This window comes from Albibacillus kandeliae, from assembly GCF_003116585.1.
Taxonomy (GTDB): Bacteria; Pseudomonadota; Alphaproteobacteria; order Rhodobacterales; family Rhodobacteraceae; genus Albibacillus; species Albibacillus kandeliae.
Window position 1 is genome coordinate 230,613 of the sequence record NZ_QEHM01000006.1, and the last position, 25,074, is coordinate 255,686.

General features: G+C 67.2%; 22 protein-coding genes and 1 tRNA gene. 10 read left to right on the forward strand and 13 right to left on the reverse strand.

Annotated elements, in window-relative coordinates; translation table 11 throughout:
• Nucleotides 1–14: 14 nt before the first annotated feature.
• Nucleotides 15–3,455, reverse strand: coding sequence for a pyruvate carboxylase (locus DDT93_RS14450; protein ID WP_109466556.1), 3,441 nt, complete (start codon nucleotides 3,453–3,455; stop codon nucleotides 15–17).
• 240 nt (nucleotides 3,456–3,695) lie between these two features.
• Nucleotides 3,696–4,574: a PhzF family phenazine biosynthesis protein gene (locus tag DDT93_RS14455; RefSeq protein ID WP_109466557.1), complete on the reverse strand. Its 879-nt coding sequence runs from the start codon at nucleotides 4,572–4,574 to the stop codon at nucleotides 3,696–3,698.
• Nucleotides 4,575–4,735: 161 nt separating this feature from the next.
• Between DDT93_RS14455 and DDT93_RS14460 the strand changes: the two genes are divergently transcribed.
• Nucleotides 4,736–5,605 carry a sterol desaturase family protein gene (locus DDT93_RS14460; RefSeq protein ID WP_109466558.1) on the forward strand — a complete coding sequence of 290 codons (870 nt, stop codon included), beginning with the start codon at nucleotides 4,736–4,738 and terminating at the stop codon, nucleotides 5,603–5,605.
• Nucleotides 5,606–5,749: 144 nt separating this feature from the next.
• On the opposite strand, the gene DDT93_RS14465 is transcribed toward DDT93_RS14460, so the two are convergent.
• On the reverse strand, nucleotides 5,750–5,974 hold the full coding sequence (locus tag DDT93_RS14465; RefSeq protein WP_109466559.1) for a DUF1150 family protein: 225 nt from the start codon (nucleotides 5,972–5,974) through the stop codon (nucleotides 5,750–5,752).
• A gap of 4 nt (nucleotides 5,975–5,978) precedes the next feature.
• Nucleotides 5,979–6,392, reverse strand: a complete 414-nt coding sequence (locus tag DDT93_RS14470; RefSeq protein ID WP_109466560.1) for an Hsp20 family protein — start codon at nucleotides 6,390–6,392, stop codon at nucleotides 5,979–5,981.
• 166 nt (nucleotides 6,393–6,558) lie between these two features.
• Between DDT93_RS14470 and DDT93_RS14475 the strand changes: the two genes are divergently transcribed.
• From DDT93_RS14475 to DDT93_RS14495, 5 genes are all read left to right on the forward strand, one after another.
• The gene (locus DDT93_RS14475; protein WP_109466561.1) at nucleotides 6,559–6,783 is read left to right on the forward strand and encodes a YdcH family protein; all 225 of its coding nucleotides are present in this window, start codon (nucleotides 6,559–6,561) and stop codon (nucleotides 6,781–6,783) included.
• A gap of 274 nt (nucleotides 6,784–7,057) precedes the next feature.
• Nucleotides 7,058–8,344, forward strand: a complete 1,287-nt coding sequence (locus DDT93_RS14480) for a homoserine dehydrogenase (protein ID WP_109466562.1) — start codon at nucleotides 7,058–7,060, stop codon at nucleotides 8,342–8,344.
• 40 nt (nucleotides 8,345–8,384) lie between these two features.
• Entirely contained in the window at nucleotides 8,385–9,350 is a 966-nt protein-coding gene (gene glpX, locus DDT93_RS14485; RefSeq protein WP_109466563.1) for a class II fructose-bisphosphatase, read from the forward strand.
• A gap of 215 nt (nucleotides 9,351–9,565) precedes the next feature.
• Nucleotides 9,566–9,907, forward strand: coding sequence for an ArsR/SmtB family transcription factor (locus tag DDT93_RS14490; protein WP_109466564.1), 342 nt, complete (start codon nucleotides 9,566–9,568; stop codon nucleotides 9,905–9,907).
• A complete protein-coding gene (locus DDT93_RS14495) occupies nucleotides 9,904–10,368 on the forward strand; it encodes an SRPBCC family protein (RefSeq protein WP_109466565.1) in 465 nt (154 codons plus the stop codon). Before DDT93_RS14490 ends, DDT93_RS14495 begins: the two co-directional genes overlap by 4 nt.
• Before the next feature lie 7 nt (nucleotides 10,369–10,375).
• Here the strand turns inward: DDT93_RS14495 and DDT93_RS14500 are convergent, their stop codons facing one another.
• The gene (locus DDT93_RS14500) at nucleotides 10,376–11,629 is read right to left on the reverse strand and encodes a DUF2254 domain-containing protein (protein ID WP_109466566.1); all 1,254 of its coding nucleotides are present in this window, start codon (nucleotides 11,627–11,629) and stop codon (nucleotides 10,376–10,378) included.
• 175 nt (nucleotides 11,630–11,804) lie between these two features.
• Between DDT93_RS14500 and recJ the strand changes: the two genes are divergently transcribed.
• Nucleotides 11,805–13,598: a single-stranded-DNA-specific exonuclease RecJ gene (gene recJ / locus DDT93_RS14505; protein WP_109466567.1), complete on the forward strand. Its 1,794-nt coding sequence runs from the start codon at nucleotides 11,805–11,807 to the stop codon at nucleotides 13,596–13,598.
• Between the two features lie 102 nt (nucleotides 13,599–13,700).
• Nucleotides 13,701–13,775, forward strand: a tRNA-Glu gene (locus DDT93_RS14510).
• A gap of 245 nt (nucleotides 13,776–14,020) precedes the next feature.
• Here the strand turns inward: DDT93_RS14510 and DDT93_RS14515 are convergent.
• The 5 genes from DDT93_RS14515 to DDT93_RS14535 are packed head-to-tail and all read right to left on the reverse strand — an operon-like array spanning nucleotide 14,021 to nucleotide 18,986.
• Complete coding sequence (locus DDT93_RS14515; protein WP_109466568.1) at nucleotides 14,021–15,307, reverse strand: TRAP transporter large permease; 1,287 nt, start codon at nucleotides 15,305–15,307, stop codon at nucleotides 14,021–14,023.
• Complete coding sequence (locus DDT93_RS14520) at nucleotides 15,304–15,828, reverse strand: TRAP transporter small permease (RefSeq protein WP_109466569.1); 525 nt, start codon at nucleotides 15,826–15,828, stop codon at nucleotides 15,304–15,306. The genes DDT93_RS14515 and DDT93_RS14520 overlap by 4 nt, the downstream gene beginning before the upstream one ends.
• 12 nt (nucleotides 15,829–15,840) lie before the next feature.
• Nucleotides 15,841–16,827, reverse strand: coding sequence for a TRAP transporter substrate-binding protein DctP (gene dctP / locus DDT93_RS14525; RefSeq protein ID WP_109466570.1), 987 nt, complete (start codon nucleotides 16,825–16,827; stop codon nucleotides 15,841–15,843).
• Nucleotides 16,828–16,851: 24 nt separating this feature from the next.
• On the reverse strand, nucleotides 16,852–17,805 hold the full coding sequence (locus DDT93_RS14530; protein ID WP_109466571.1) for a hydroxymethylglutaryl-CoA lyase: 954 nt from the start codon (nucleotides 17,803–17,805) through the stop codon (nucleotides 16,852–16,854).
• Nucleotides 17,802–18,986 (reverse strand): CaiB/BaiF CoA transferase family protein, encoded by a 1,185-nt coding sequence (locus tag DDT93_RS14535; RefSeq protein WP_109466572.1) that lies wholly within the window; start codon nucleotides 18,984–18,986, stop codon nucleotides 17,802–17,804. Before DDT93_RS14535 ends, DDT93_RS14530 begins: the two co-directional genes overlap by 4 nt.
• A gap of 86 nt (nucleotides 18,987–19,072) precedes the next feature.
• Between DDT93_RS14535 and DDT93_RS14540 the strand changes: the two genes are divergently transcribed.
• On the forward strand, nucleotides 19,073–20,008 hold the full coding sequence (locus tag DDT93_RS14540; protein ID WP_109466573.1) for a LysR family transcriptional regulator: 936 nt from the start codon (nucleotides 19,073–19,075) through the stop codon (nucleotides 20,006–20,008).
• Between the two features lie 121 nt (nucleotides 20,009–20,129).
• The gene (gene blaOXA / locus DDT93_RS14545; protein ID WP_109466574.1) at nucleotides 20,130–20,939 is read left to right on the forward strand and encodes a class D beta-lactamase; all 810 of its coding nucleotides are present in this window, start codon (nucleotides 20,130–20,132) and stop codon (nucleotides 20,937–20,939) included.
• Between the two features lie 115 nt (nucleotides 20,940–21,054).
• Here blaOXA and DDT93_RS14550 read toward each other — a convergent pair whose 3' ends face one another.
• The 3 genes from DDT93_RS14550 to DDT93_RS14560 form a co-directional block, all read right to left on the reverse strand.
• On the reverse strand, nucleotides 21,055–23,361 hold the full coding sequence (locus DDT93_RS14550) for an autotransporter-associated beta strand repeat-containing protein (RefSeq protein ID WP_157960181.1): 2,307 nt from the start codon (nucleotides 23,359–23,361) through the stop codon (nucleotides 21,055–21,057).
• A gap of 225 nt (nucleotides 23,362–23,586) precedes the next feature.
• Nucleotides 23,587–24,378, reverse strand: coding sequence for a DeoR/GlpR family DNA-binding transcription regulator (locus DDT93_RS14555; protein ID WP_109466575.1), 792 nt, complete (start codon nucleotides 24,376–24,378; stop codon nucleotides 23,587–23,589).
• Nucleotides 24,379–24,573: 195 nt separating this feature from the next.
• Nucleotides 24,574–25,071, reverse strand: a complete 498-nt coding sequence (locus DDT93_RS14560) for a hypothetical protein (RefSeq protein ID WP_109466576.1) — start codon at nucleotides 25,069–25,071, stop codon at nucleotides 24,574–24,576.
• Between the last annotated feature and the right edge of the window lie 3 nt (nucleotides 25,072–25,074).

Below are 25,074 nucleotides of genomic sequence, written 5' to 3' on the forward strand. Positions count from 1 at the left end.
CCCGGCCTGATGCTTCACTCCAGCTCGACCAGCAGGTCCTTGGCGTCGATCTGGCTGCCGGGCTGGACGTGCACGGCCTTGACCGTCGCGTCGCGCTCGGCGTGGAGACCGGTTTCCATCTTCATCGCCTCGATGGTCAGCAGCAGGTCTCCCGCCTTGACCGCCTGCCCCGCGCTGACGCCGATGCTGGCGACGACACCGGGCATGGGCGCGCCGATGTGGTCATGGTTGCCCGGCTGAGCCTTGGGCCGCTGGACCGTCTCGGAGGTGACCATGCGGTTGGGAACCCGGATCACCCGGGGCTGGCCGTTCAGTTCGAAGAACAGCCGCACCTCGCCCTTGTCGTCGGTTTCGCTGATGGCCTGCAGGCGGATTTCCAGCGTCTTGCCTGGGTCGATCTCGGCGCTGATCTCCTCGCCCGGCTCCATCCCGTAGAAGAAGGTATGGGTCGGAAGGGTCCGCACCGGGCCATAGAGCCTGTGACGGCCCATGTAGTCGAGGAAGACCTTGGGATACATCAGGTATCCGTTCAGATCCTCGTCGTCGATCTCCTTGCCGTCGAGCTCTTTCGAGAGCTTGGCGCGGGTCTCGTCGATGTCCACCGGCGCGACGTTCTTGCCCGGACGGTCGAGGTTCGGCTTCTCGCCCTTCAGCACCTTCTTGAGGATGGTCTCGGGAAAGCCGCCCGGCGGCTGGCCGAGGTTGCCGCGCATCATGTCGATGACCGAGTCGGGGAAGGACACGTCGGTTTTGGGGTCTTCGACCTGGGCGCGGGTGAGGCCCTGGCTGACCATCATCAGGGCCATGTCGCCGACCACCTTCGAAGACGGCGTCACCTTGACGATGTCGCCGAACATCTGGTTCACGTCGGCATACATCTGCGCCACATCGTGCCAGCGTTCCTCCAGCCCCATCGAGCGCGCCTGCGCCTTGAGGTTGGTGAATTGGCCGCCCGGCATCTCGTGCAGGTAGACCTCGGAAGCCGGGGCCTGCATGCCCGATTCAAAGGCCGCGTACTGGCCGCGCACGGCCTCCCAGTAGTCCGAGATCTCGCGGATCGCCTTGATGTCGAGCCCGGTGTCGCGGTCGGTGTGGCGCAGCGCCTCGACCACGGAGCCGAGGGTGGCCTGCGAGGTATTGCCCGAGAGCGCGTCCATGGCGCAGTCCACCGCGTCCACACCCGCCTCGGAGGCGGCCATGATGGTGGCGATGGCGACGCCGGCGGTGTCGTGGGTGTGGAAGTGGATCGGCAGGCCGACCTCCTCCTTCAGCGCCTTGACCAGCACGCGGGCGGCGGCGGGTTTCAGAAGGCCCGCCATGTCCTTCAGACCGAGGATATGGGCCCCGGCCTCGCGCAGCTGCTTGCCCATCGCCACGTAGTACTTGAGGTCGTACTTGGCGCGGTCCGGATCGAAGAGGTCACCGGTGTAGCAGACCGTGCCCTCGCAGATCTTGCCCGACTCGACGACCGCATCCATCGCCACGCGCATGTTCTCGACCCAGTTCAGAGAGTCGAAGACGCGGAAGATGTCGATGCCGGTCTCGGCGGCCTGTTTCACGAAGAAGCGGACCACGTTGTCGGGATAGTTGGTGTAGCCCACCCCGTTGGCCCCGCGCAGGAGCATCTGGGTCATCAAGTTGGGCATCCGCTCGCGCAGGTCGCGCAGACGCTGCCACGGGCATTCCTGCAGGAAGCGGTAGGCCACGTCGAAGGTCGCGCCGCCCCAGCATTCCATCGAGAAGAGCTGCGGCAGGTTGGCGGAATAGGCAGGCGCTACCTTGATCATGTCGATCGAGCGCATGCGCGTCGCCAGCAGGGACTGGTGCCCGTCGCGCATGGTGGTGTCGGTGATCAGCAGCTGGCGCTGCGCCTTCATCCAGTCCGCGACGGCCTGCGGGCCCTTCTGTTCCAGCAGGTTGCGGGTGCCCATCATCGGCTCGCCCTTCAGCGCGGGGGGCTTCGGCGCCTTCAGGTCGGTCGCGGGCAACGGGCGGTTCTTGGTCTCGGGGTGACCGTTCACCGTGATGTCGGCGATGTAGGTCAGGACCTTGGTGCCCCGGTCGCGCCGCTTGCGGAAGTTGAACAGCTCCGGCGTCTCGTCGATGAACTTGGTGGTGTACTCGTTGCCGAGGAAGGTCGGGTGCTTGAGCAGGTTCTCGACGAAGGCGATGTTGGTGCTGACGCCCCGGATGCGGAACTCGCGCAGGGCGCGGTCCATACGGGCGATGGCCATCTCCGGGGTCGGCGCCTTGGCGGTGATCTTGGTCAGCAGCGAGTCGTAGTAGCGCGTGATGACCCCGCCCGCGTAGGCGGTGCCGCCGTCGAGGCGGATGCCCATGCCGGTGGCCGAGCGATAGGCGGTGATGCGGCCATAGTCGGGGATGAAGTTGTTCTGCGGATCCTCGGTGGTGACGCGGCATTGCAGGGCGTGGCCGGTGAGGGTCACATCCGCCTGCGTGGCCTTGCCGGTCGCCTCGGCGATGGTCTTGCCCTCGGCGATCAGGATCTGGGCGCGCACGATGTCGATGCCGGTCACCTCTTCGGTGACCGTGTGCTCCACCTGCACGCGGGGGTTCACCTCGATGAAGTAGAACCGGGAGGATTCCATATCCATCAGGAACTCGACCGTGCCCGCGCACTCGTAATCGACGTGCTTGCAGATGCGGTAGCCCAGCTCGCAGATCTCGGCGCGCTGCTCCTCGGTCAGGTAGGGTGCGGGGGCGCGTTCCACGACCTTCTGGTTGCGGCGCTGGACCGAGCAGTCACGCTCGAACAGGTGGTACATGCCGCCGTGCTTGTCGCCGAGGATCTGAACCTCGACGTGGCGCGCGCGGGTGATCATCTTTTCGAGGTAGCCCTCGCCGTTGCCGAAGGCGGCCTCGGCCTCGCGCCGGCCTTCCTTGACCTTCTCGGCCAGTTCCTCGGGCTTGAGGATCGGGCGCATGCCGCGACCGCCGCCGCCCCAGCTGGCCTTGAGCATCAGCGGGTAGCCGATCTCGCCGGCCTCCTTCGCGATGGCCTTCATGTCGTCGCCCAGCACCTCGGTTGCCGGAATCACCGGCACCCCGGCCTCGATGGCGACCTTGCGGGCGCTGGCCTTGTCGCCCAGCTTGCGCATGGTCTCGGCGCGGGGCCCGATGAAGGTGATCCCCGCGTGGTCGCAGGCATCGACGAAATCGGGGTTCTCGGACAGCAGGCCATAGCCCGGGTGGATCGCGTCGGCGCCCGACTCCTTGGCGACGCGGATCATCTCGGGGATCGACAGGTAGGCTGCGACTGGCCCCAGCCCCTCGCCGATGCGATAGGCCTCGTCAGCCTTGAATCGGTGCAGTCCCAGCTTGTCCTCCTCGGCATAGACTGCGACTGTCTTCTTCCCCATTTCGTTGGCCGCTCGCATGATCCGGATGGCGATCTCGCCCCGGTTTGCGATCAGGATCTTGGAAAACTCCGGCATTATTGGCCGCTCCTCGGTTATTCTTTGTCCAGCGCCGGGCCAGCGACGCAGGCAGCAGCAAACGATATGCCGCAGCGCAGCGCAAGGGCGATTAGGTCCTGTTTGCGCTCGCAGCGCCAGGCCCCGGGCGCCGCACTGGATCAGATTGCGCGCATCCTTGCCCGCCGACGAAGACCGAAACGACCGGGCGCCAGACACATACGACATTCCGCGCCCGGACGGGGCGGCCCGAGCCCGGCGTCAGCCGGGCAGATCGACCTCACCGCGCATCAGCACGAACCCCTCGCCCGCGATGCGGACGCCGGTGATGGCGCCGGACGTGCCTACCCGCGTCACCAGGGCGCTGCCGGGGCGGTTCATCCAGTGGCCCTGTTCGGCGGTGAACTGGTCCTTGTCCATGAGGCCCCGGGACCAGAGATAGGCGGCCATCGCGCCGGTGGCGGACCCGGTGAAGGGGTCTTCGGCCGGGCTGGGCGGGGCCAGCAGCAGGCGCGAGAAGGTATCGCCCGCCCCGGTCGCGCCCTTGAGCGTGACGAGGAAAGGTTCGGCCATGTCAGTGCCGTCGTAGCCCGAGGCCTCGGCCAGGTCCCGCAGGGCCCCGACATCGAGTTTTGCCGCGCGCAGCGCCCCGTGATCGCGAAGGACGGTGATGCAGAAGGGCAGCCCGGTCGAAACCACCTGCGGCTGGCCCACGACCTCGTCGGGCGACAGGCGGATGGCGCGAGCCACCAGCGATGGCTCGACCTCGGGGCCGAAGACGGGGGCCACCTGGGTCATCTCGATGCGGTCACCGTCGAGCGTGACCGGCACGATCCCTGCCCCGGTTTCGAGGGTGAGGCTGTTGCCCGCGATCATCCCGCGCGCGCGCATGGCGGCGACAGTGGCGATCGTGGGGTGACCGGCGAAGGGGATTTCGCGCGAGGCGAGGAAATAGCGCACCCGGATGTCGGCCACCTCGGACGGGCCGGTGAAGGTGCATTCGACCAGCGAGGTCTCGCGCACGTAGGCCATCGCCACCTCCTGCGACAGCACGGCGCCGCCATGCACCACGGCGCAGCCATTGCCGCCGAAGGCACGGGAGGTGAAGGCATCGACCCAGTCGAAGGGGAACGTGGTCATCGTCGCGGCTCCTGCTCCGGTTCGCGCCGGGCCGCAGGGCCCCGCACGGGCACAGTCGCCCCCGGGGGAACGGAAATCAACAGAACTGCGCCACTATTGTGTCAAATTGCGCTGACACCTTCCGCGCAGCCCCGCCCCGCGAACGCCCGAGAGGTCAGAGCATGGAAGAGATCCTGAACATCCTGCTGGATGGCGGCCGGAACGTCGTGACCGCGCTGGCGGGCCTTGTCTTTCCCGCCGCGCTGGCGCTGATCCTCGCGATCCTGTTCAAGGGCAAGACCTGGCTGGCGGACCTGCGCCGCGCGATGCCCGAGATGCGGCTGACGCTGAAGATCGTGGTGTTCAACGTCCTCGTCACCGGGCCGATGCTGGTCATCACCATGACCGCGTTTCACCAGTGGCTCGTCAACCTCGGCCTGACCCTGTTCGAACCCGGGGACTGGGACGGCCTGCCGAAATGGCTGGTGATGTTCACTGCCGTCTTCATCTGCGACTTCTTCAGCTACTGGCGGCACCGGCTGGATCACATGCCGCTGCTCTGGCCCGCCCACGCGGTGCATCACTCTGACACCCATGTCACCTGGATTACCTCGGCGCGCTGGCATCCGATCAACCTGCTGACCGTGCGGGGGCTCGTCGGCAGCGCGATGCTGCTGGTCGGCTTCCCGGTCTATGCGTTGGTGTTCAATTCGATGCTGCGCGGGCTCTACGGCTACTTCATCCACATGGACCTGCCCTGGACCTATGGAAAGTGGGGGCAGTACTTTGTCTCGCCCGCGATGCACCGCTGGCATCACTCGGCGGAGGAGAAGGCCTTTGACAAGAACTTCGGCGAGTTCTTCTGCATCTTCGACAAGACCTTCGGCACCTTTTACCTGCCCGGCCCCTGCGACGGTCCGCTGGGCGTGAGCGACGACATCGCGCCGACGCTGCGCAGCCAGATCCTCTATGCGTTTTCGCCGAGGGCCTATGGGGGCGTGATCCGACGCTGGGTCGCGCCGGCGAAGAAGGCGGAAGAGACCGTTCTGTAAGCGGTACGGTCCGGAGCGAGGGGCCAGCCCCTCGCGCTCCCCGGGATATTTGCAACCCAAAGAAGCGGGGCGCGGCGGATCAGCCGCGCCGGGTGCGGACAAGGCCGCGGTTTCCCGCGGCCCTCGGTGCCGTGACGGTCGCCCTCAGTGGACGTTGACCGGTGCGTAGTCGTGCTGGCGCGCCAGCGAGAAGGCCAGCTGGCGGTTGGCCACAAGGGCCAGCTGTTCGCCGTCTGCCCCGTGTACCGCGTAGAGATGCTTTAGCTCGCCCGCTTCGGCCTGAACCTCGGCCGGGAGATCCGCCACATCGACAGGTTTCACGTAGACCAGCCGCTGTGCGGTGTCTTTGAAATCAAAGGTCGTGTTCATGGACTTACCCCTTCCTGATACTGATCGTCTGCACCACCGTCTCGGGGACGGCGCGCGTCAGATCGACATGGAGCAGACCGTTTTCCATAACGGCCTCTCCCACCTCAACGCCTTCGGCCAGCACAAAGGTCCGTTGAAATTGGCGTGCAGCGATTCCGCGGTGCAAGAAGACCCTGCCGGCGCTGTCGTCGCGCTGGCGCCCGCGGATGACCAGCTGACGGTCTTCCACGGTAATGGCGAGCTCATCCTCGGAGAAACCGGCCACGGCCAAGGTAATCCGGTAGGAGTGGTCGGAGGTCTGTTCGATGTTGAACGGGGGATAGCCTTCGCTGCCCGACTTGGCGGTACGTTCCAGGAGGCGTTCCAACTGCTCGAACCCCAACAGGTGCGGGTATGAGCCCAGAGTAAGCTTCGACACTTTATTCGGTCCTTTTACGGCAAAGCGACACGATGCAAGGCCCCGATCCGGCGACCTCACGTCAGGAATATGGGAGCAAAAGCCGGGCGCTACAAGGTCTAGGCGAAAACAACCTGCGACGATATCATGGGCTTCCACCGGACTGCCAGGTCATGAGTCGCCCCTGATGAACGCCCCGCTCGAGATTTCGATGAAGACCGACGATGTGCTGCGCGTCGAGCTGGAAGTGTTCCGCCGCCAGCACCGCGATCTGGACGAGGCGATCACCGCGCTGGTGGAGCGCGGCACCGGCGACCAGCTGACGATCCAGCGCCTGAAGAAGCAGAAACTGCGGCTGAAGGACGTGATCGCGCTGATCGAGGACCGCCTGACCCCCGACATCATCGCCTGAGCTGTTGCCGGTCGCCCGGGCATTGCGCCGGGAGCCGGTTGACGGGTGCGCTGTGGGACGTGCGGCCCCGGATCAGGTCCGGGGCGTGGGGGTTCGGGGTGTGGGGGCGGGTTCGGGGCCCCGGAGCAAGTCCGGGGCGTGGGAGCACGGGGCGTGGGGGTTCTGCGCTTGTGCGGGCCTCGCGCAATATCTGCTGCCCCGCGGTGTGCTCCGTTGCACCCCCGTTCCGAACCGGCTAAGCCACGCGGAACTGCGAGACATGAAGGACAGGCAGATGACGGAACCTTTGCGGCTGGGAATTGCGGGACTGGGTACGGTGGGCGTGGGCGTTGTCCGCATCGTCCGAACCCACGCGGCGCTGCTGGCCGCGCGCACGGGCCGTCCGATCACCATCAGCGCCGTCTCGGCCCGCGACCGGGGCCGTGACCGCGGGGTGAACCTGTCGCAATACGCCTGGGAGGACGATCCGGTCGCCCTTGCCCGCCGCGACGACGTCGACGTCTTTGTCGAGCTGATGGGCGGCTCCGACGGCCCTGCCCTCGCCGCGACGCGGGCGGCGCTGGAGACCGGCAAGGACGTGGTGACCGCGAACAAGGCGATGCTGGCCATCAACGGGCAGTCGCTGGCCGAGCAGGCTGAGGCGGCCGGGCGGGTGATCCGCTTCGAGGCGGCCGTGGCCGGGGGCATCCCGGTGATCAAGTCGCTGACGGAGTCGCTTGCCGGCAACGAGATCACCCGCGTCATGGGCGTGATGAACGGCACCTGCAACTATATCCTGACCCGCATGGAAGCGACCGGACAGGGCTATGACGTGCTGTTCGACGAATGCGCGCGCCTGGGCTACCTGGAAGCTGATCCGAACCTCGACGTGGGCGGGATCGACGCCGGGCACAAGCTGACCCTGCTCTCTTCCATCGCCTTCGGCACGCGGCCCGATTTCGACGGCATGGAGATCGAGGGGATCCAGCGGATCACGCTGGAGGACATCCGGCAGGCCGCCGACATGGGTTACCGCATCAAGCTGCTGGGCGTGGCGCAGAAGACCGGGCGCGGGCTGGAGCAGCGGATGCAGCCCTGCCTGGTTCCCGCCGAGAGCCCGCTGGGGCAACTCGAGGGCGGCACAAACATGGTGGTGATCGAGGGCGACGCGGTCGAGCAGATCGTGCTGCGCGGACCGGGCGCCGGACAGGGCCCGACGGCCAGCGCGGTGCTGGGCGACATCTGCGACATCGCGCGCGGCACCCGCCTGCCGACCTTTGGCCAGCCCGCGGCGACGCTGGAGGCCGCGCCGTCCGCGCGTTCGAGCCTGCCCGCGCCCTACTACCTGCGCATGAGCCTTGTCGACAAGCCGGGCGTGCTGGCCAAGATTGCACAGATCCTGGGCAACGCCGGCATCTCGATCGACCGGATGCGGCAGTACAGCCATTCCGAATCCGCCGCGCCGGTGCTTATCGTGACCCACAAGACCACGCGGGAGGCTCTGGACGAGGCGCTGTCGGCGATGGAGGGGATCGACGTCATCATGACGCGCCCTGTCGCCCTGCGCATCGAAAGCGTGTAAGCCTGTTCGCAAGCAATAGAGTGCCCAGAAGGAGATTGGCATGACCAGCACCGTTGAATTCCATGACCGCATGCTGTCCCTGGGCCTGGCCCGCGTGGCGGAACAGGCCGCGCTGGCCTCGGCCTCGCTGGTCGGGCGCGGCGACGAGAAGGCGGCCGACCAGGCCGCGGTCAACGCCATGCGCGAGCAACTCAACAAGCTGGACATCAAGGGTGTCGTTGTCATCGGCGAAGGCGAGCGCGACGAGGCTCCGATGCTCTACATCGGCGAGGAAGTGGGCACCGGCAACGGCCCCGGAGTCGACATCGCGCTGGACCCGCTGGAAGGCACCACGCTGACCGCCAAGGACATGCCGAACGCGCTGACCGTGATCGCCATGGGCCCGCGCGGCTCGATGCTGCATGCGCCCGACGTCTACATGGAAAAGCTGGCCATCGGGCCGGGCTATCCGCAGGGTCTCGTCACCCTCGACATGCCGCCGGCGACCCGCGTCTCGGCGCTGGCGACGGAAAAGGGCTGCCTGCCCAAGGACATCACCGTCTGCATCCTCGAGCGTCCGCGCCACGAGGAGATGATTGCCGAAGTCCGCTCGACCGGCGCGTCGATCCGCCTGATCACCGATGGTGACGTGGCGGGCGTGATGCACTGTGCCGACAGCGCCACCACCGGCATCGACATGTACATGGGCATCGGCGGCGCCCCCGAGGGCGTGCTGGCCGCCGCTGCGCTGAAGTGCATGGGCGGGCAGATCGAGGGCCGCCTGCTGTTCCGCAACGACGACGAGAAGGCGCGTGCCGAGAAGGCCGGCATCACCGACCTCGACCGCGTCTACCTCCGCGACGAGATGGTGACGCAGGACGTGATCTTTGCCGCCACCGGCGTCACCGGGGGCACCCTGCTTCCCGGCATCCGCCGCGAGCCCGGCTGGGTGACCTGCACCACGCTGCTGATGCGCTCCAAGACCGGGTCGGTCCGGCGCATGGAGTACCGTACCCCGGTCGAGTGAGCCCGGCCCTGCACGGGCGGATCCTGCGGGAGCCTCCGGCGGGAGTATTTGGAAAGAAAAGATGGAACGGGCGCGCGACGAGCGGGCCCGTTTTTCTTTTGCTTTCAGGGGATTCCGGCAGGGCGCGCGGCGCGGGGCGGCGGCAGGCCGCTAAAACTTAGCAGATCGACTAAGTTTTTCTTGCGCGGGCCGGTTGCGGAGCTATAGTTAGCAACATGACTAAGTATGAACCCGATCTTTCGCGCCTGTTTCACGCCCTTGCCGATCCGACCCGACGGGCCATGGTGACCCGGCTGGCGCGCGGCCCTGCCCCGGTGAGCGACCTTGCCGAGCCGACAGGCCTGCGCCTGCCGACGGTGCTGCGCCACCTTGCCGTGCTGGAGGAGGCCGGGCTGATCACCAGCGCGAAGGACGGCCGGGTCAGGACCTGCGCCATCGTGCCGGAGAGCCTTGCCCCGGCGCGGTCGTGGATCGACGAACAGCGGGCGCTCTGGGAGGACCGGTTCGACCGGCTGGACGCCTATGTGACACAGGCAATGAGGGAGACCGAGACATGAGCCAGCAGATGACGGACGAAGCCGATCGCACCATGGTGCTGGAGCGGCGCATCGGGGCGCCGCGCGCCCTGGTCTGGGGCGCCTGGGTGAACCCCGAGACCCTGCCGCAGTGGTGGGGGCCGGAGGGGTTTTCCTGCCGCACCGACCGGATCGACCTGCGCACCGGCGGCGAGTGGGTCTTTGACATGATCGGGCCCGACGGCACGGTGTTTCCGAACCACCATCGCTACACCCTGATCCGGCCCGAGGATCTGATCGAGTACACGCTGCTCTGGGGTGAGAACGGGCCGAAGCATGCCGATGCCACGATCACCTTCGCAGCGGAGGGCGAGGCGACCCGGGTCACCCTGCGGATGGTCTTCACCTCGGCCGCCGAGTACCAGCAGGCCAAGGGCTTTGGCGCCGAGGCACTGGGGCAGGAAACGCTGGGCAAGCTGGAACGCTTCGTGACCGCGCGCTGAGCGGGCCTCAGCCGGACCGGGGCATCTCCAGCGCCTCGTCGAGGCGGCGGTGATCGTCGTCGATGGGCAGCTGTGCCCGTGCCCGGGTTAGCGCCACCTCGAGCTGGCGCCGGGCGGCGGCGCGCGAGGGCTCGGGACCGATCGTGGTCAGGGCCTTCAGCGCCTTGGTCAGCCGGAGCACGACCTCGACCTGGGCCGCGCCGTCGCGGGCGATCAGGTTGAAGGCGTCCTCGAACATGTCGTGGTAATCGAGCGCGGGCACCCGCAGGCGCGGATACTTGGGCTCGACCCTGTCGGCCCCCTCCCAGGCGTCGCCCCAGTAGGAGAGCAGCCGGGTCTGGCGCCCGATCACGTCGATGGCGGTGCCGGGATCGTTGACGCCGGGCGAGAGCGCGCGCTGCGCCACCTCGCAGAGCACAACGAGGCCGAAGCGCGGGTCCTGGTCGATGGTGCGGACGAGACCGATGGTGAAGGTATCGCGGATGCGCTCCGCCGCCTCCTCTGCCACCTCGTCCTGTCCCGCCACCCGCGCCAGCACCGAGCCCTGGTAGACGAAGACACCGGGCAGCACCTGGACGTCGATCTCGGCCCCGAGATCCTCGCAGATGGCAGAGAGCTTGTCGGTGTCGATGAACTGGACATAGCCGACGGTGTCGGAAGGCACCGGCGCGCCCCGCGTTTCGTCGCCGAGCGGACCGCCGCCTAGGTAGGGCAGGTCCACCCGCCCCCGCATCGAGGTGTCCGTGGCTTCCTCAATGCGGTCCACGGTGTCGCGGACGCGGCCGAGCTTGGTCAGCTGGTTGATCCAGCGCAGCAGCGCGATGACGATCAGCAGGATCACCCCGAGGGTGACGAAGAACAGGATGGCGCGGCCCTCGGGTCCGTATACGCTGACCTTGAGGGCGACGATGCCCACGATGCTGAAGAGGAAGGAGCCGACAAAGGTGGCCAGCGCGTTCTGCACCAGCTGGTCCTCGGTCAGCAGCGGTGTCGCGCGGGGCGTCGCGTTGGAGGTGGCCGAGCTGTAGGCCGAGGTGAGCGCGCCGACCGAGAAGCTGGTGACCGTCAGCATGCTGGTCGCGATGATGGTCAAGAGGCCCTCGATGGCCTCGGTGCTGACCTCGACCGGAACGTTGCCGTTCAGGAGCCGCCCCCCGAGCGAGGCGAACATGGCGGCGAGGATTCCGAGCAGCGCATAGGCAGAGACACGGACCCAGAGCGCCCGGGCCAGTCGTGACAGGATCCAGTAGAGTTTGGACAAGGTTCGCTCCGCATTGCCGTGATGCGCCCGCTCGGGCCAAGGCACCATATGGGGCGATGGGAGCGGAGGTAAATCGGCCGCGACCGGAAAACCCGGGCCCGGCCGGCGGGGCCGGTGCTGCGGCGGCGCGTTGACCTCGGGCCCCGGCGTTGTAAACCTGAGCCGGAGTGGTGCAATGGCAAACGGGGGTCGCGGGGTGCTGACAGTGACGGAGACGAGCGGGTTCCTTGGCGTATCGCAGTCGCTGACCGGGCGGCGCTGGGTCGGGCCCGGCATCGAGGTCGAGCGGGCTGCGGAGGCCATCGAGCAGGCGACCGCCCTGCCCCGCGCGGTCTGCCAGGTGCTGGCGCGGCGCGGCGTGCCGGTGGCGGAGGCGACCGGGTTCCTCACCCCGCAGCTGCGCGACCTGCTGCCCGACCCGAGGCGGCTGCGCGATATGGAGAAGGCTGCCGCCCGCTTTCTGCAGGCGGTGCAGCGGCGCGAGCGGATCGCGGTGTTTGCCGACTACGACGTCGATGGCGGCTCCTCGGCCGCGCTGCTGCTGGTCTGGCTGCGCGACATGGGGCTGGAGGCGACGCTCTACATTCCCGACCGGATCGACGAGGGCTATGGCCCCAACGACGAGGCGATGGCGATGCTGGCGGCGGCGCATGACCTGATCGTCTGCGTCGATTGCGGGACCCTGAGCCACGGGCCCATCGCCGCCGCCAAGGGGGCGGACGTGGTGGTGCTGGACCACCACCTCGGGGGCGAGACGCTGCCTCCTGCGCTGGCGGTGGTGAACCCCAACCGGCAGGACGAGGATGGCGAGCTGGGCTATTTCTGCGCGGCGGGGGTGGTGTTCCTGATGCTGGTCGAGACGCGCCGGCAGATGCGCGAGGCCGGGGGCGGCACCGGGCCCGACCTGATGGATCTGCTGGACCTCGTGGCGCTGGCCACGGTGGCCGACGTGGCGCCTTTGATCGGGGCGAACCGGGCGCTGGTGCGGCAGGGGCTGAAGGTGATGGCCCGGCGCGAGCGGCCCGGTCTCGTGGCGCTGGCCGATATCTCGCGCATGGACACTGCGCCGAACACCTATCACCTCGGCTTCATGCTGGGGCCGCGGGTGAACGCGGGCGGGCGCATCGGCAAGGCAGACCTCGGCGCGCGGCTGCTCGCCACCTCCTCGCTACACGAGGCGCAGGCGCTCGCGGAACGGCTGGACCAGCTGAACACGGAACGGCGCGAGATCGAGAACGCGGTGCGTGCCGCCGCGCTGGAGCAGGCGGAGGCGCGCGGGCTGGAGGCGCCGCTGGTCTGGGCCGCAGGTGAGGGCTGGCACCCGGGCGTGGTGGGAATCGTCGCCGCACGGCTGAAGGAGGCGACCAACCGCCCCGCCGTGGTGATCGGGCTGGAGGATGGAATCGGCAAGGGTTCGGGGCGTTCGGTTTCGGGCGTCGACCTTGGCGCGTCGATCCAGCGACTCGCGGGCGAGGGCCTGCTGCTGAAGGGGGGCGGGCACAAGATGGCCGCCGGTCTGACGGTCATGGAAGGCCAGCTGGAGGACGCGATGGCGCGTCTGAGCGACCTGCTGGCACGCCAGGGTGCGGGCGAAGGCGGACCGGCGGACCTCAGGCTGGACGGCGCGCTGATGCCGGGGGCCGCGACCCCTGCCCTGATCGAGCAGATCGAACAGGCCGGGCCCTTTGGCGCCGGGGCGGCGGCTCCGCGCTATGCCCTGCCCGACATGCAGATTCGCTTTGCCAAGCGAGTCGGGGAGAGCCACCTGAAACTGTCGATCAGCGACGGAATGGGCGGCGGATTGGACGCCATCGCCTTTGGTGCCTTCGATACGCCCCTTGGTCCGCGCCTCAGCGAACACGGCGGCCAGCGCTTTCACCTTGCCGGGCGGCTGGAGATCAACACGTGGGGCGGCCGACAGCAGGTCCAGCTGCGTCTGGACGACGCCGCACCCGCCTCGGGAGCATGAAAAAAAGGGGTTTCGGAGGGGGGCGAAAAAATCTTCACCGAGGCCCCATTTTCTCTCTTGCACCCACCTGCGCTATTGCCTAATTAGCCCCTCACCAACGCTGGCCCGTTCGTCTATCGGTTAGGACGCCAGGTTTTCAACCTGGAAAGAGGGGTTCGATTCCCCTACGGGCTGCCACTTGGTTCTCCCCCAAAAGTGCAGCAAAAGACGCCCTAGACGAGCGGTGAACGCGTCTGTCTGGCGGTTGCTTTTCTTTCCATGACTTGACGGTTCGAGCGGTCATCGCGCGGATGCGCGGTGCTCGCCGGGATTCGAAAAGGGCCCGGGTGCGCGAGGCTCCCGGGCCCTTCGTGAATCAAGCGAGTCGCGGTGCCCGGACGAGCGGGCGGGGCACGCTGGGCCCTCGCGACATGCCCTACAGCCTAGCGCCCGAATCCCGCCGCGGCGGGCAGCCATGTGGCGAGTTCGGGCACGGCGATCAGGACGCCGAGGCCGGCGACCATGATTGCGACGAAGGGGGCCGCGCCGCGCACGATGGTGCCGAGTTGCGCTCCGGTGATGCCCTTGATCACGAAGAGGTTCATGCCGACCGGGGGCGTGATCATCGCCAGTTCGAGGTTGATCATCAGCAGGACCCCGTACCAGATCGGGTCGATGCCCAGCGAGATCATGGTGGGCAGCAGGATTGGTGTGGTGATCAGGATGATTGCGATGGATTCGAGGAACATCCCGAGGACAAAGATCAGGCCCATTACCACGAGCACAAAGCCGATCGGGCCCAGCCCGAGACTGACGACCGCCTCGGTGACGCCGACCGGCAGGCGGACCAGCGTGATCGCGTGGCCGAACATGGCGGCGCCCGCGATGATCAGGAAGACCATCATCGAGGTCCGCATGGTCGCGTAGGCGCAGTGCCAGAGGTCGCGCAGCCCGAAATTGCGGTAGACCAGCACCGCGACGAGGATGGCATAGAGCGAGCCTGCTGCCGCGGCCTCGGAGGCGGTGAAGATGCCGAAGTAGATGCCCCCCATCACCACCGGCGGTGCCAGCAGCGCCCAGACGGACCGGCGGAAGGCCGCTACGGCGGCAGGCCAGCCTGCCCAGTCGGGCGCGTCGATGCCGGAGCGGCTGCGAGCCTGGATCATGCAGTAGACCGAGAACATCAGCGCCAGCAGCAGGCCCGGCACGATCCCGGCGAGGAACAGCGCGCCGATGGAGGCCTCCGAGACGATGGCATAGAGGATCATGGGCCCTGACGGCGGGATCAGGATGCCGAGCGTGCCGCCGGCTGCGACGACGCCAAGGGCGTCGCGCTCGGCGTATCCGAAGCGCTTCATCTGGGGAATCGCGCTCGACCCGATGGAGAGCGCCGTTGCGACCGACGAGCCCGAGATCGCGGCAAAGATGGTGCACGCCATCACGGTGGCGACGCCGAGGCCGCCTTTGACATGGCCGATGACCGTATGGGCGAAGCTGTAGAGATCGTCGATGACCTTTGCCCGGATCATGACCTGCGCCATGAAGACGAAGAGCGGGATGGTGCTGAGGATCGGCTTGTTCAGGTGGACGTAGACCGCGTCGCCCAGCCCGTCGACATCCCCCTCGACGATCAGGAGGATCGCGCTGGCCGTCAGGCCGAGCGCGGCGAAGATCGGGATGCCTGTCAGCAGGAGAAGGATCAGCCCGGCAAAGACGATGAGCAGCGTCATTGCGGCAGCCCCCTGATCGAGCGGTAGAGGCCCAGCGCCGCCGTGAGGAACAACAGGGCCATGCCGATGACGACGGGCACCTGCGGGATCCATGTCTCGATCTCGATGTAGCCCACCGAGTAGGAGCCGAAGCTGCGCGCGAAGGCGATGCTGTCCCAGATCGACATTCCCACGATCACCGCGAAGGCCATGATCGAGAGGTTCGCAAAGATGCGCTGGAGCCGTGCCACGCCGGGTTTGAGATGGGCCGAGACGAGGTCGATGGAAATGTGGTCGCCGCGGCGCAGCGCCTCGGCGGCGCCCAGCATCACGAGGGTGACCAGCAGGTAGCCGATCATCTCGTCGTTCCACTGGAGGGGCCGGTCGAAGATGTAGCGCCGGGTCACGGCCACCACGATCTGCACGAAGATGACGAGGATCAGCAGGGTGCTCAGCGCGCCGCAGAGACGAACCAGAGCGATGACGATGCGGTCGGGAAAAAGGGGAGCGTTTGCCGCTCCCCCCTCGCTATTGTGCTGCATGTCCCCGCCGGCTCACATCTTGCCGAGCAGTTCGAGCAGCTTCTGGCTGTCGGCGTCGCTCTCGCCAAAGGACTTGTCGAAGGCCGGACGCATGACGGCCTCGAGTGCCTTGTTCTCCTCGGGCGTGGCGATGTGGACCTTGACGCCCTTCTCTTCCAGTTGGGCAGGCCCTGCGGAACCGGCCTCGGTGGAGGCTTCGATCGCCCATTCGGATGCCTTGAGGCCCGCCTCTTTCAGCGCTTCCTTGGACTTGTCCGAGAGGCTGTCGTAGAAGGCCGGGTTCAGATAGCCGTGCAGGTAGGCGGAGAGCACCGGAACCACGGTGAAGGCATCCTGCACTTCGTAGTACTTGCGCGAGACCGCGGCGGCCACGTCGGTGATGGCACCGTCGATCACGCCGGTTGCCAGCGCCTGATAGACCTCGGAGCCCGGCATCGCCGTGGGGGTCGCGCCCAGCGCCGCGAGCGAGGCGTCGAACGGCGGAGTCAGACCGCGCATCTTGAGGCCCTGGAAGTCTTCCGGCTTGACCAGCGGCTCGCCGTTGGTGGTGAAGACCGAGGTATTGGTCTGGAACATCCAGACGACGTTCTTGACGCCCTTCTCCAGCAGCTTCTCCTCGAGGAAGGCGGCAGCTTCGGAGGTTGGCCATTTCTTCCAGATCTCGATGTCACCGAAGGCGAAGGGCGCGACGGTGACGTTCATGATCGGCAGGGTCTTGCCCCACTGGAAGTTCAGCGAGAAGGCGCATTCGATATCGCCCTTGGCGGTCGACACGATGTTCTCGCGCGCGCCGACAAGGCTGTCTGCGCCAAAGACCTGCACGTCGAGCTCGCCCTCCGAGAGCTTCTCGACCTCGGCGGCCCAGCGGTCGACGACCTTGGCAATGTGGTGCGCCGGGGGCAGCTGGTGGCTGCAGCGCATCTCGGTTGCCGCCTGCAGGGCGGGGGCCGTGCTTGCCAGGAAAGCCGCGCCGATGGCGGCGGATGCGAAATACTTCATATGGTTCTCCTCCCAATTAGTCGGTCAAGCCGCTCCCACGGCCTGCCATGTCGCATTCTTTGGCGGGCCTGCGCGATGCAGGGCGCCGTGGAACTCCTCTCCGGGCATCGCCTCCTCCGCGATGGCCCGTGCGTCTTTCAGTTTCTCGAGGTCGATCCCCGTGGCGAAGCCCATGCTCTCGGCCAGGAAGACGACATCCTCGAAGACCACGTTGCCCGTGGCCCCCGGCGCGAAGGGGCAGCCGCCCAACCCGCCGAGCGAAGCGTCGATCACGCGGGCGCCATTGTCCAGCGCCGCGGCGGCATTGGCGACGCCCATTCCGCGCGTGTCGTGCAGGTGGATGATGAAGGGCCGGTCGCCGCAGAGCCGCGTCATTCGGGCGCAGAGCGCGCCGACCGCCTTTGGTCCGGCATAGCCGACGGTATCGGCCACCCCGACGAGATCGGCCCCGGCGTCGAGGCAGGCCCCGGCCAGGCGCACCACCTCCTCGGGGTTCACGTCGCCGGAGAGGGAGCAGCCGAGCGCCATCGCGATCCCTGCGTTCACGATCTTGCCGGGGGCTGTCGCATCGCGCATGGCGGCGACCTTGCCAACAAGCTCGACCGCCGCATCGCGGGAGCGGCGCATGTTGGCCTGGCTGTGTGCCTCGGTGGCCGAAACCACGCAGACCATCTCGCGGATGTCGGTGGCGAGAGCTGCCTCGGCGCCGCGTTCGTTCAGGGTGAGGCCGGCGGAGTGCAGGCCCATGTCCTCGCTGGCCCGGATCATCGCCTCGATGTCGGCGAACTGGGGAAAGCGGGCGGCGGGCAGGAAGGAGCCGATCTCGTAATGCCGGACACCGGCGGCGTGTTCCCGCCGGAGCCACTCGATCTTGGCATCGGTCGACGGCAGCGCCTTGGCCAGTTGCAAGCCGTCGCGCAGCCCCACCTCTCGCAGGGTCACGCGGTCTGACGGATAGATGCCCTCGAGCCGGTTCATGCCAGCATCTCCACCCCGTCCGCCTGCGCGATCTCGTCCTCGGTCATGCCGAGGGCCGCCAGTACCTCGCGCGTGTCGGCGCCGATGGCCGCGATGTCGAGGTCCCCTCCCCGGATCGGCTGGTCGTCGATCTCGAAGGGCATGGCGGGGGCGCGGTAGGTCCCGCCCTCGGGCAGGGTCGAGGTGAACAGCCCACCCGGACGATTGACGTGCGGGTCATCGTACATTTCCGCCGGGCGGTGGATGGGCGAGAAGGGAATGCCCGAGCTTTCGAACTCGGCGATCAGGTCGGCGAAGGTCCGGCCCCGGACGGCCTCGGCCACGATGGGCAGGGTCCAGTCGCGGGCGTTGATCTGGTCCATGCGGGTCTGGAGGCGCGGATCGGCCTTGAGCTCAGCGAGGCCCAGAAGGTTGCAGAGCGTCACCCACTGCCCCTCGGTCACAGCGCCGATGAAGATCTGGCGGCCCTCGGCGGTCTCGAAGATGTCGTAGACGGGCCAGGAGAACTCGCGTTCCGGCATCGGCGGCGCCTCGCGGCCCTCGATGTCGAACTGAACCATGTGCTGCGCCACGAGGAACAGGCAGTTCTCGAAAAGGCCCGTGCGCAGGACGTGGCCCTTGCCGTCCTTCGCCCGCTCCAGCAGCGCCGCCAGCACGGCGAAGGCGCCGAAGAGCCCGCCCATGATGTCGTTGGCGGAGGAACCGATGCGCAGGGGCCGCCCGGTCGGGCCGGTCATGTAGGCCATGCCGGTCATCATCTGCACGACCTCGTCCATCGCCGTGCGGTTCTCGTAGGGCCCCTTGAGAAAGCCCTTGAGCGACGAGACGATCAGGCGGGGATAGCGCGCCCGCAGATCCTCGGGCGCCAGTCCCATTCGGGCGAGCGACTGGTCGCGGAAGTTCTCGACGAAGACGTCCGCCGTTGCCAGCAGGCGGTGCAGCGCGGCCTTGCCCGCCTCGGACTTGAGGTCGAGCGTGATGCTCTTCTTGCCGCGGTTGAAGGTCGGGTAGAACCCGCGCCCCATTCCGGTCAGCGCGCGGGTCTTGTCGCCCTCGGGCGGCTCGACCTTGATCACCTCGGCGCCCAGCATTCCGAGGAACATGCCGCAGGACGGACCCATGATCATGTGCGTCATCTCGACGACCCGCAGTCCGGCCAGCGGCCTGATGTCCGTTGTCATGAAATCGTCCTCCCGACTCGGACCATAGCCAAATCAGACTCCACGGGATATTATAATGTTTCGATGAAACCGTTCTGGAAAACAGAATGCTCGACACCCGTCAGTTGCAGTACTTCGCGGTCATCTACGAACAGGGATCGCTGGCGCAGGCCTCGGCGCAGCTGCGGATCGCCGCCTCGGCCCTGAGCCATCACCTCGCCCAGCTGGAGGCGCGGTTCGGTGCGCCGCTGTTCCTGCGTAAGCCAAGGGGAATGGAGCCGACCGCCGCGGGCCACCGGCTATATGAACATGCCCGGTCGATCCTGCGCGCGATTGCGGCGGCCGAGACCGACATGAACGACCGCGCCGGGCAGATCTCGGGGCCGGTATCGGTGGGCATGTCCTTTTCCGCGGTCAAGGCCATCGGCGTCGACTTCGTGACGCAGGTCGTTCGCGAATTTCCCAAGGTCCAGCTTGCACTGACCGAGAGCCTGTCTGGCGCCGCCCTGCCCCATCTGATGGCCTCGGACGTGGACCTTGCGCTGGTCTACAATCCGCCGGTGGACCCCGTGTTCCAGTCCGTGCCGGTGCTGGAGGAGAAGATGGTCTGCGTCGGGCGGCCCGAGGTGATCGGCGACACCGACGACCCCATCCCCTTTGCCGAGCTGCTGGATCTGCCGATCATCCTGCTGCGGCAGGGCCTGTCGGCGCGCGCCATCGTGGACGATGTCACGCTGCTGAAGAAGATCGAGTCGCGGGCGATCCTCCAGATGAATTCGGTGCAGGCCATCGCGGGTTCCATCGAGGCGGGGCTAGGCTGTGTCATCGGCACGCGGCTGTTCATGCAGGACCAGCTGGATCGCGGGACGGTCAAGGCGCGCCCCATCGTGCAGCCCGAGCTGTCGCGCACGCTGCACCTCTGCCGGCTGGCCTCGCGTCCGCCGACCTTTGCCTCCGAGGCGATCCGCGACACCCTGCTGGCCCTCGTGCGCAAGGCCGTGCTCTCGGGCGCGTGGGAGGCGCAGATCGTCGAGCCCACGTGACCGGGGGCCGCGCCCGGTCGGCCGACACTGGCCGATTGCGGAGGTTTCTGTCGGGCATTGACTTGGACAGGTGCCCCCTGCCCGGCCTACAAAGGCGGCGGGCAGGAACGAGGTATCGAGCATGAAGAAGGTGGCACTGGCCGCAGCGGCCGGTCTGGTCGCGCTGGTATCGCGAGCGGCGGCGGAAGAGCGCGTGGTCTGCACGCTGGCGTGGGAGTTGGGATCGACCGAGCCGCTGGTGTCGGAGGGCGAGTGCGACACGCGGATGTCCTCGGCCTCGACCTTCAAGATCGCGATCAGCCTGATGGGGTTCGACAGCGGCATCCTGAGCGGCCCCGATCTGCCGGAGTGGCCGTTAGTGGAGGGTTACGCGGACTGGCGCCCGGAGTGGAAACGCCCGCAGACGCCGCGCAGCTGGCTGAAGTATTCGGTCGTCTGGTACTCGCAGCAGATCACCCAGCGGCTGGGGCCGGAGCGTTTCGAGAGCTATGTGCATGCCTTTGGCTACGGCAACGAGGATGTCTCGGGCGACCCGGGCAAGAGCAACGGGCTGACCCGTGCGTGGCTGAGTTCGTCGCTTCAGATATCGCCACAGGAGCAGGTCGCCTTTCTTGGCCGGATGCTGGAGGGCGAGTTGCCGGTGAGCGAAGAGGCGGTGGCGCAGACGCGGGCCATTCTCGACCACCGCGTGCAGCCTGAGGGCTGGGAGACCTTCGGCAAGACCGGGGCCGGGCTGCCGTTCGGGCCGGATGGGACGCACCTGAAGGGCCAGCCCTTCGGCTGGTACGTGGGCTGGGCGGAAAAGGGCGAGCGCCGGGTGATGTTCGCGCGGCTGAGCCGCTTCGATGCGCGCCCCGAGCGGACGCCGGGGGAGATCGCAAGGGACGGGTTGCTCGGGTACCTTTTCGCGTCGGACGGTCCGTTGTCCTAGCTGTTGGCCCGGCCTCTTCGTGTGGGGAGCTAACGTCTGGCGAAGCCTTCGCGGCCCCGGCGCCGGGAATCGCACAGGCGGGGCCACGGGGACCCCGCCTGCGACATGAGCCTGATCAGCAGGCCTGGCGTTGCTTGCGGCGTAGGCCGCCCAGCATGAAGAGCCCCGAGAGCAGCATCATGGCCGGCAGCGGGAGCGGAACCGATGCCACGGCATAGGGATCGGTCCAGGCCAGCGCGAAGGTACCGCTGCCGTTTCCGAACAGGCCCAGCCCCTCGTAGCCTTCGCCGAGCGGCAGGAGCAGGTTGGCGTACTCCATGAAGGTATCGAAGGCGCCGCCGATGGACAGGAACTCGAAGTAGTCCCCTTCCGCCGGGAGGAAGTCGTCGAGGAAGTTGAAGCTGATCGTGAAGTCGGACAGCGCGGTGAAATCGCCACCGACGAAGAGGGTGTCGAAGCCATCGGCGCCGATTTCGAAGTCGAGCAGCGAGGCCCCGAGGACGAGGCTGTCGTCGATGAAGAGCGAGCCGACCCCGTCACCGGGACGCAGCGTGCCATTGTCGGTCAGGACGAGGTTGCCGACGTGGCCATTGCCGCCGAGCGCCGCGCCCGACTGGACCGTGACCTGCGACGAGGAGGCGATCGAGCCGTTCACCAGCAGCGTGCCTGCTTCGACCGAGGTCGCACCGGTGTAGGTGTTGTCGGCGTTCAGACGCAGGGTGCCGGCGCCACGCTTGGTCAGGTCGCCGCTGCCGGAAATCACCTGATCCATCGCGACCGCGGCCTCTGCCTCGACCACATCAATCGAGCCGCCTTCGCCTTCCAGCGAGACTTCGCGGTTCAGGCTGTCCATCTCGGTGCCGTCGATCCGCAGGCCCCCGTTGGCGAGGCGCAGACGGGCGTCGGAGTTGCCCAGCGCGGCATCCTCGGTCACCGCCACCACGCCGCCATCCGCGACCAGCGTCTCGGTGATGAAGGAGTGGTCGTCGATGCAGTACTCGGCAATCGCGCCGGCGAGGCGGCCATCGGTGCTGCCGCAGTCCAGCAAGGTCATCTTCTCGGCGTCGGTGAGCCAGTCGAGGATCGGGATGCCGCTCTCGTCCGACACCTGCCCGAGGTAGACATCGGTGCGCATGTTGTTGCGTGTCAGTTCGAACACGCCGTCACGGGCTTCGAAGGTCGATGCGTCCTTGTCCCAGACCAGCCGCTGACCGGTGCCGTCCTCGGTGTCCATCGACTCGAGGCGCGGCCCGACCCAGGTGAACTCGTGCCCGACGGGTTCGTGATCGGAGAGCGGTACGGTCTGACCGTCGGCGCGTTCGACGTAGACCTTGTCGACCACGCCCAGATATTCGTCCGCCGGATCGTCGGTCAGTTCGTACCACTTGGCATAGGGGCGCGAGACCAGGAAATGGTCGATCTGCACGCGGTCCCAGCTGGCCCAGGTGTTGGTGGCGTCTTCGCCGTAGGACGGCCAGGTGGTGGTGCCGTCACCGGCGGTGTGGGGCTCGAACCCCTCGCGGATCGCGTCGGTCTGGAACATGACGAAATCCTTCTTGAGGATGTTCATCGTGACCGGGGTGTTCTTGCTGACGGGCAGCGTTTCGTTCTTCAGGCCGACATCCTTGCCCTCGCTGCGGGCCGCCTGCAGGGCGTCGCCCCACTGCCGCCACGAGAGACTGTCGATGTCCTGAGAGGGATAGGCCTCCTGAATGATGTTGCGCAGCTGCGCCTCGTCGCCCGAGCGAATGTATTCCCAGCTGAGGTCGCGGTAGAGGCTGTTGCTGCCGACGCTGCGGATCAGGCGGATCTGCGCGTCGATGTCGTGCAGGCCGCGTTCCGAGACGTCACCGGCGTTGAAATCGCCGCCCATGATCACCGGGCCTTGCACCGACTGTGCCCAGGTCGAGAGCGCCCTGGCCTCGGTGATGCGCTTGTCCGACCCGTCGGAGTAGTCGAAGTGGACCGATCCGATGGTCGTGGTGGGACGGCCATCCGCGGCCTCGGCGGTTGCATAGGAGATACTGCGGCCCTGGCTGGACACGCCCGGCAGGGTCACGGTGCCGACGTTGCCCTCGAGGCGCGAGATGATGCCCGCGCTGCCGTTGCGGGCGCCCTGGTAGGTGCCGAGACCGGCGTCTTCGAGGATACCCGGCAGGTCGGTCACGAAGCGGCTGCCGTTCTCTTCCTGAAACAGGACGGCATCGTAGTTGCCCGGAACCAGCAGCTGTGCGGCGGCCTGCGGGTCCTGCTTGAGCTTGTTCCAGATGTTGTAGGTGAGAATGCGCAGCGTGTCCCCGTCCGCATGGGCGACGCTGGCCGTGGAGCCCGCCATCAGGGCGGTGGTCAGCAGGAGGGCGGCACGTTTTCGGATCAGGTTGGCAAGGGTGCCCTTGCCGGTGGAGGAGGGAGTAATCGACATGGTGCAAGTTCCATTGAGAAGTGAATGTACTCGGATGTCGACTTACGACCACAAAATGTCATGTTTATTACAATGTGGCATTTTCTGGGCAGAGCGGGCCCAGTTTTCGAGATTTACTCGGCTACCTTGTTGGTGGGTTTGATGGTTGGGTAACGGCGGCGGCAAAGAAAGCGCGCCCAGCGAGTACGTTACCGATCCGACACGCGCGAGACGGGTGAGATTCTGTCAGTCGGGGGCGTCTTCGCCCGCGACGATGACCCGCCCACCGGCCCGCGACAGAATCTCCAGCACCGAGTCGGGCGGCGCGGCGTCGGTCACGAGGCACGAGACCTCGGACAGGTTCCCCATCCGGACGAGCCCGAGGCTGCCGAACTTGCTGTTATCGACCGCCAGCAGCGTGCTGTTGGCCTGTGCCATCGCCGCCCGCACCACCCGGACCTCGGCGGGGTCGTCATCGGCAAGGTCACCGTTCTCGTCGACCCCGGTCACCGAGAGGACGGCGACGTCGAAACGGAAGCCGGAGAGGAAGCCCGGCGTCGCCTCGTGAAAGATCGCGCCATCGACCGAGCGGACAAAGCCGCCGGGCACCGCCAGAACGAAGCTCGTGTGTTCCGAGAGGAAAGCCGCAATGCGCAGGCTGTAGGTGACGACGCGCAGGTCGCGGCACCGGAGCAGCGCATGGGCGATTGCCTCGCAGGTCGTGCCGGTGTCGAGGAACACGGAGCTGCCATCGGGAATTTCGGCGGCGACACAGGCGCCGATGCGTTCCTTGGCGGCGCGGTTGGCGACGCGCCGGTCGCGCAGCGCCCCTTCGCCGATACGGTCGAGGGTCATCGCCCCGCCCCGGACCCGGCGCAGGTGTCCCTTTTCGTCGAGTTCCTGAATGTCGCGGCGGGCTGTCTGCGTGGTGATCGAGAAGATCCGGGAGATCTCGTCCAACGTCAGGTGGCGGTCGGCCGCCAGCCTCTGGAGCAGGCGCCCCTGACGCAGTCCCTTCTTGTCCCCCGTGGTCTCCATACCGTCCTTTGGCGTCATGGTGTCAGGGCATGTAACAGCGCGAGCCGCACCAACACAACGACAACCCGCGTTGGCGGCGGGCTTGCCGGAGCGGGGGGCTTCAAAAGTTCGCAGCCGGGAGAGAGGGATCGCGAGGCCCGGTGGCGCATTCGGCCGTGTCGGGTCTCGCGATGCAAAGGCACCCTGACCGGGCCGTCACTCGGCCAGCGTGATCTCGGTTTCAAGGTGCGCGCCGTTCACGGCGAGCGCCTTGTGGCTGTTGGAGTAGAGGCCCACCCGGAGGACATTCTGCCCCGCGGGCAGGGCCGCGAGGTGGTACCAGTCCCCGTAGATGCGGGCGATCTTCTCTCCGTTCAGGTAGAGGTGCGCGTGCCCCTCGCCCGGAACGTCGCCCTGCCCCGCGTGTTCGGGCGCAAAGCGGAAGTGCGTGGTGACTATATGCAGGTTCCATCCCGACGCCGGGTCGGGCGCGACCTCGAGGTCCACCGTGGGCGCCTCCGGTCCGGAGACCTCCATCATCTCGTCATGGCTGTGGCTGTGGCCGGTGCCTTCGGCGGCGTCGTGCCCGCCGTGATCATGTCCGCCGTGGTCGTGCCCTTCGAGGGTCACGCCGTAGGAAGCAGCGGTCGCGAAACCGAGACCGCCGCCCAAAACGAGACCGATCAGCAACATGCCAAGAGCTCGGTCGAGCATTCT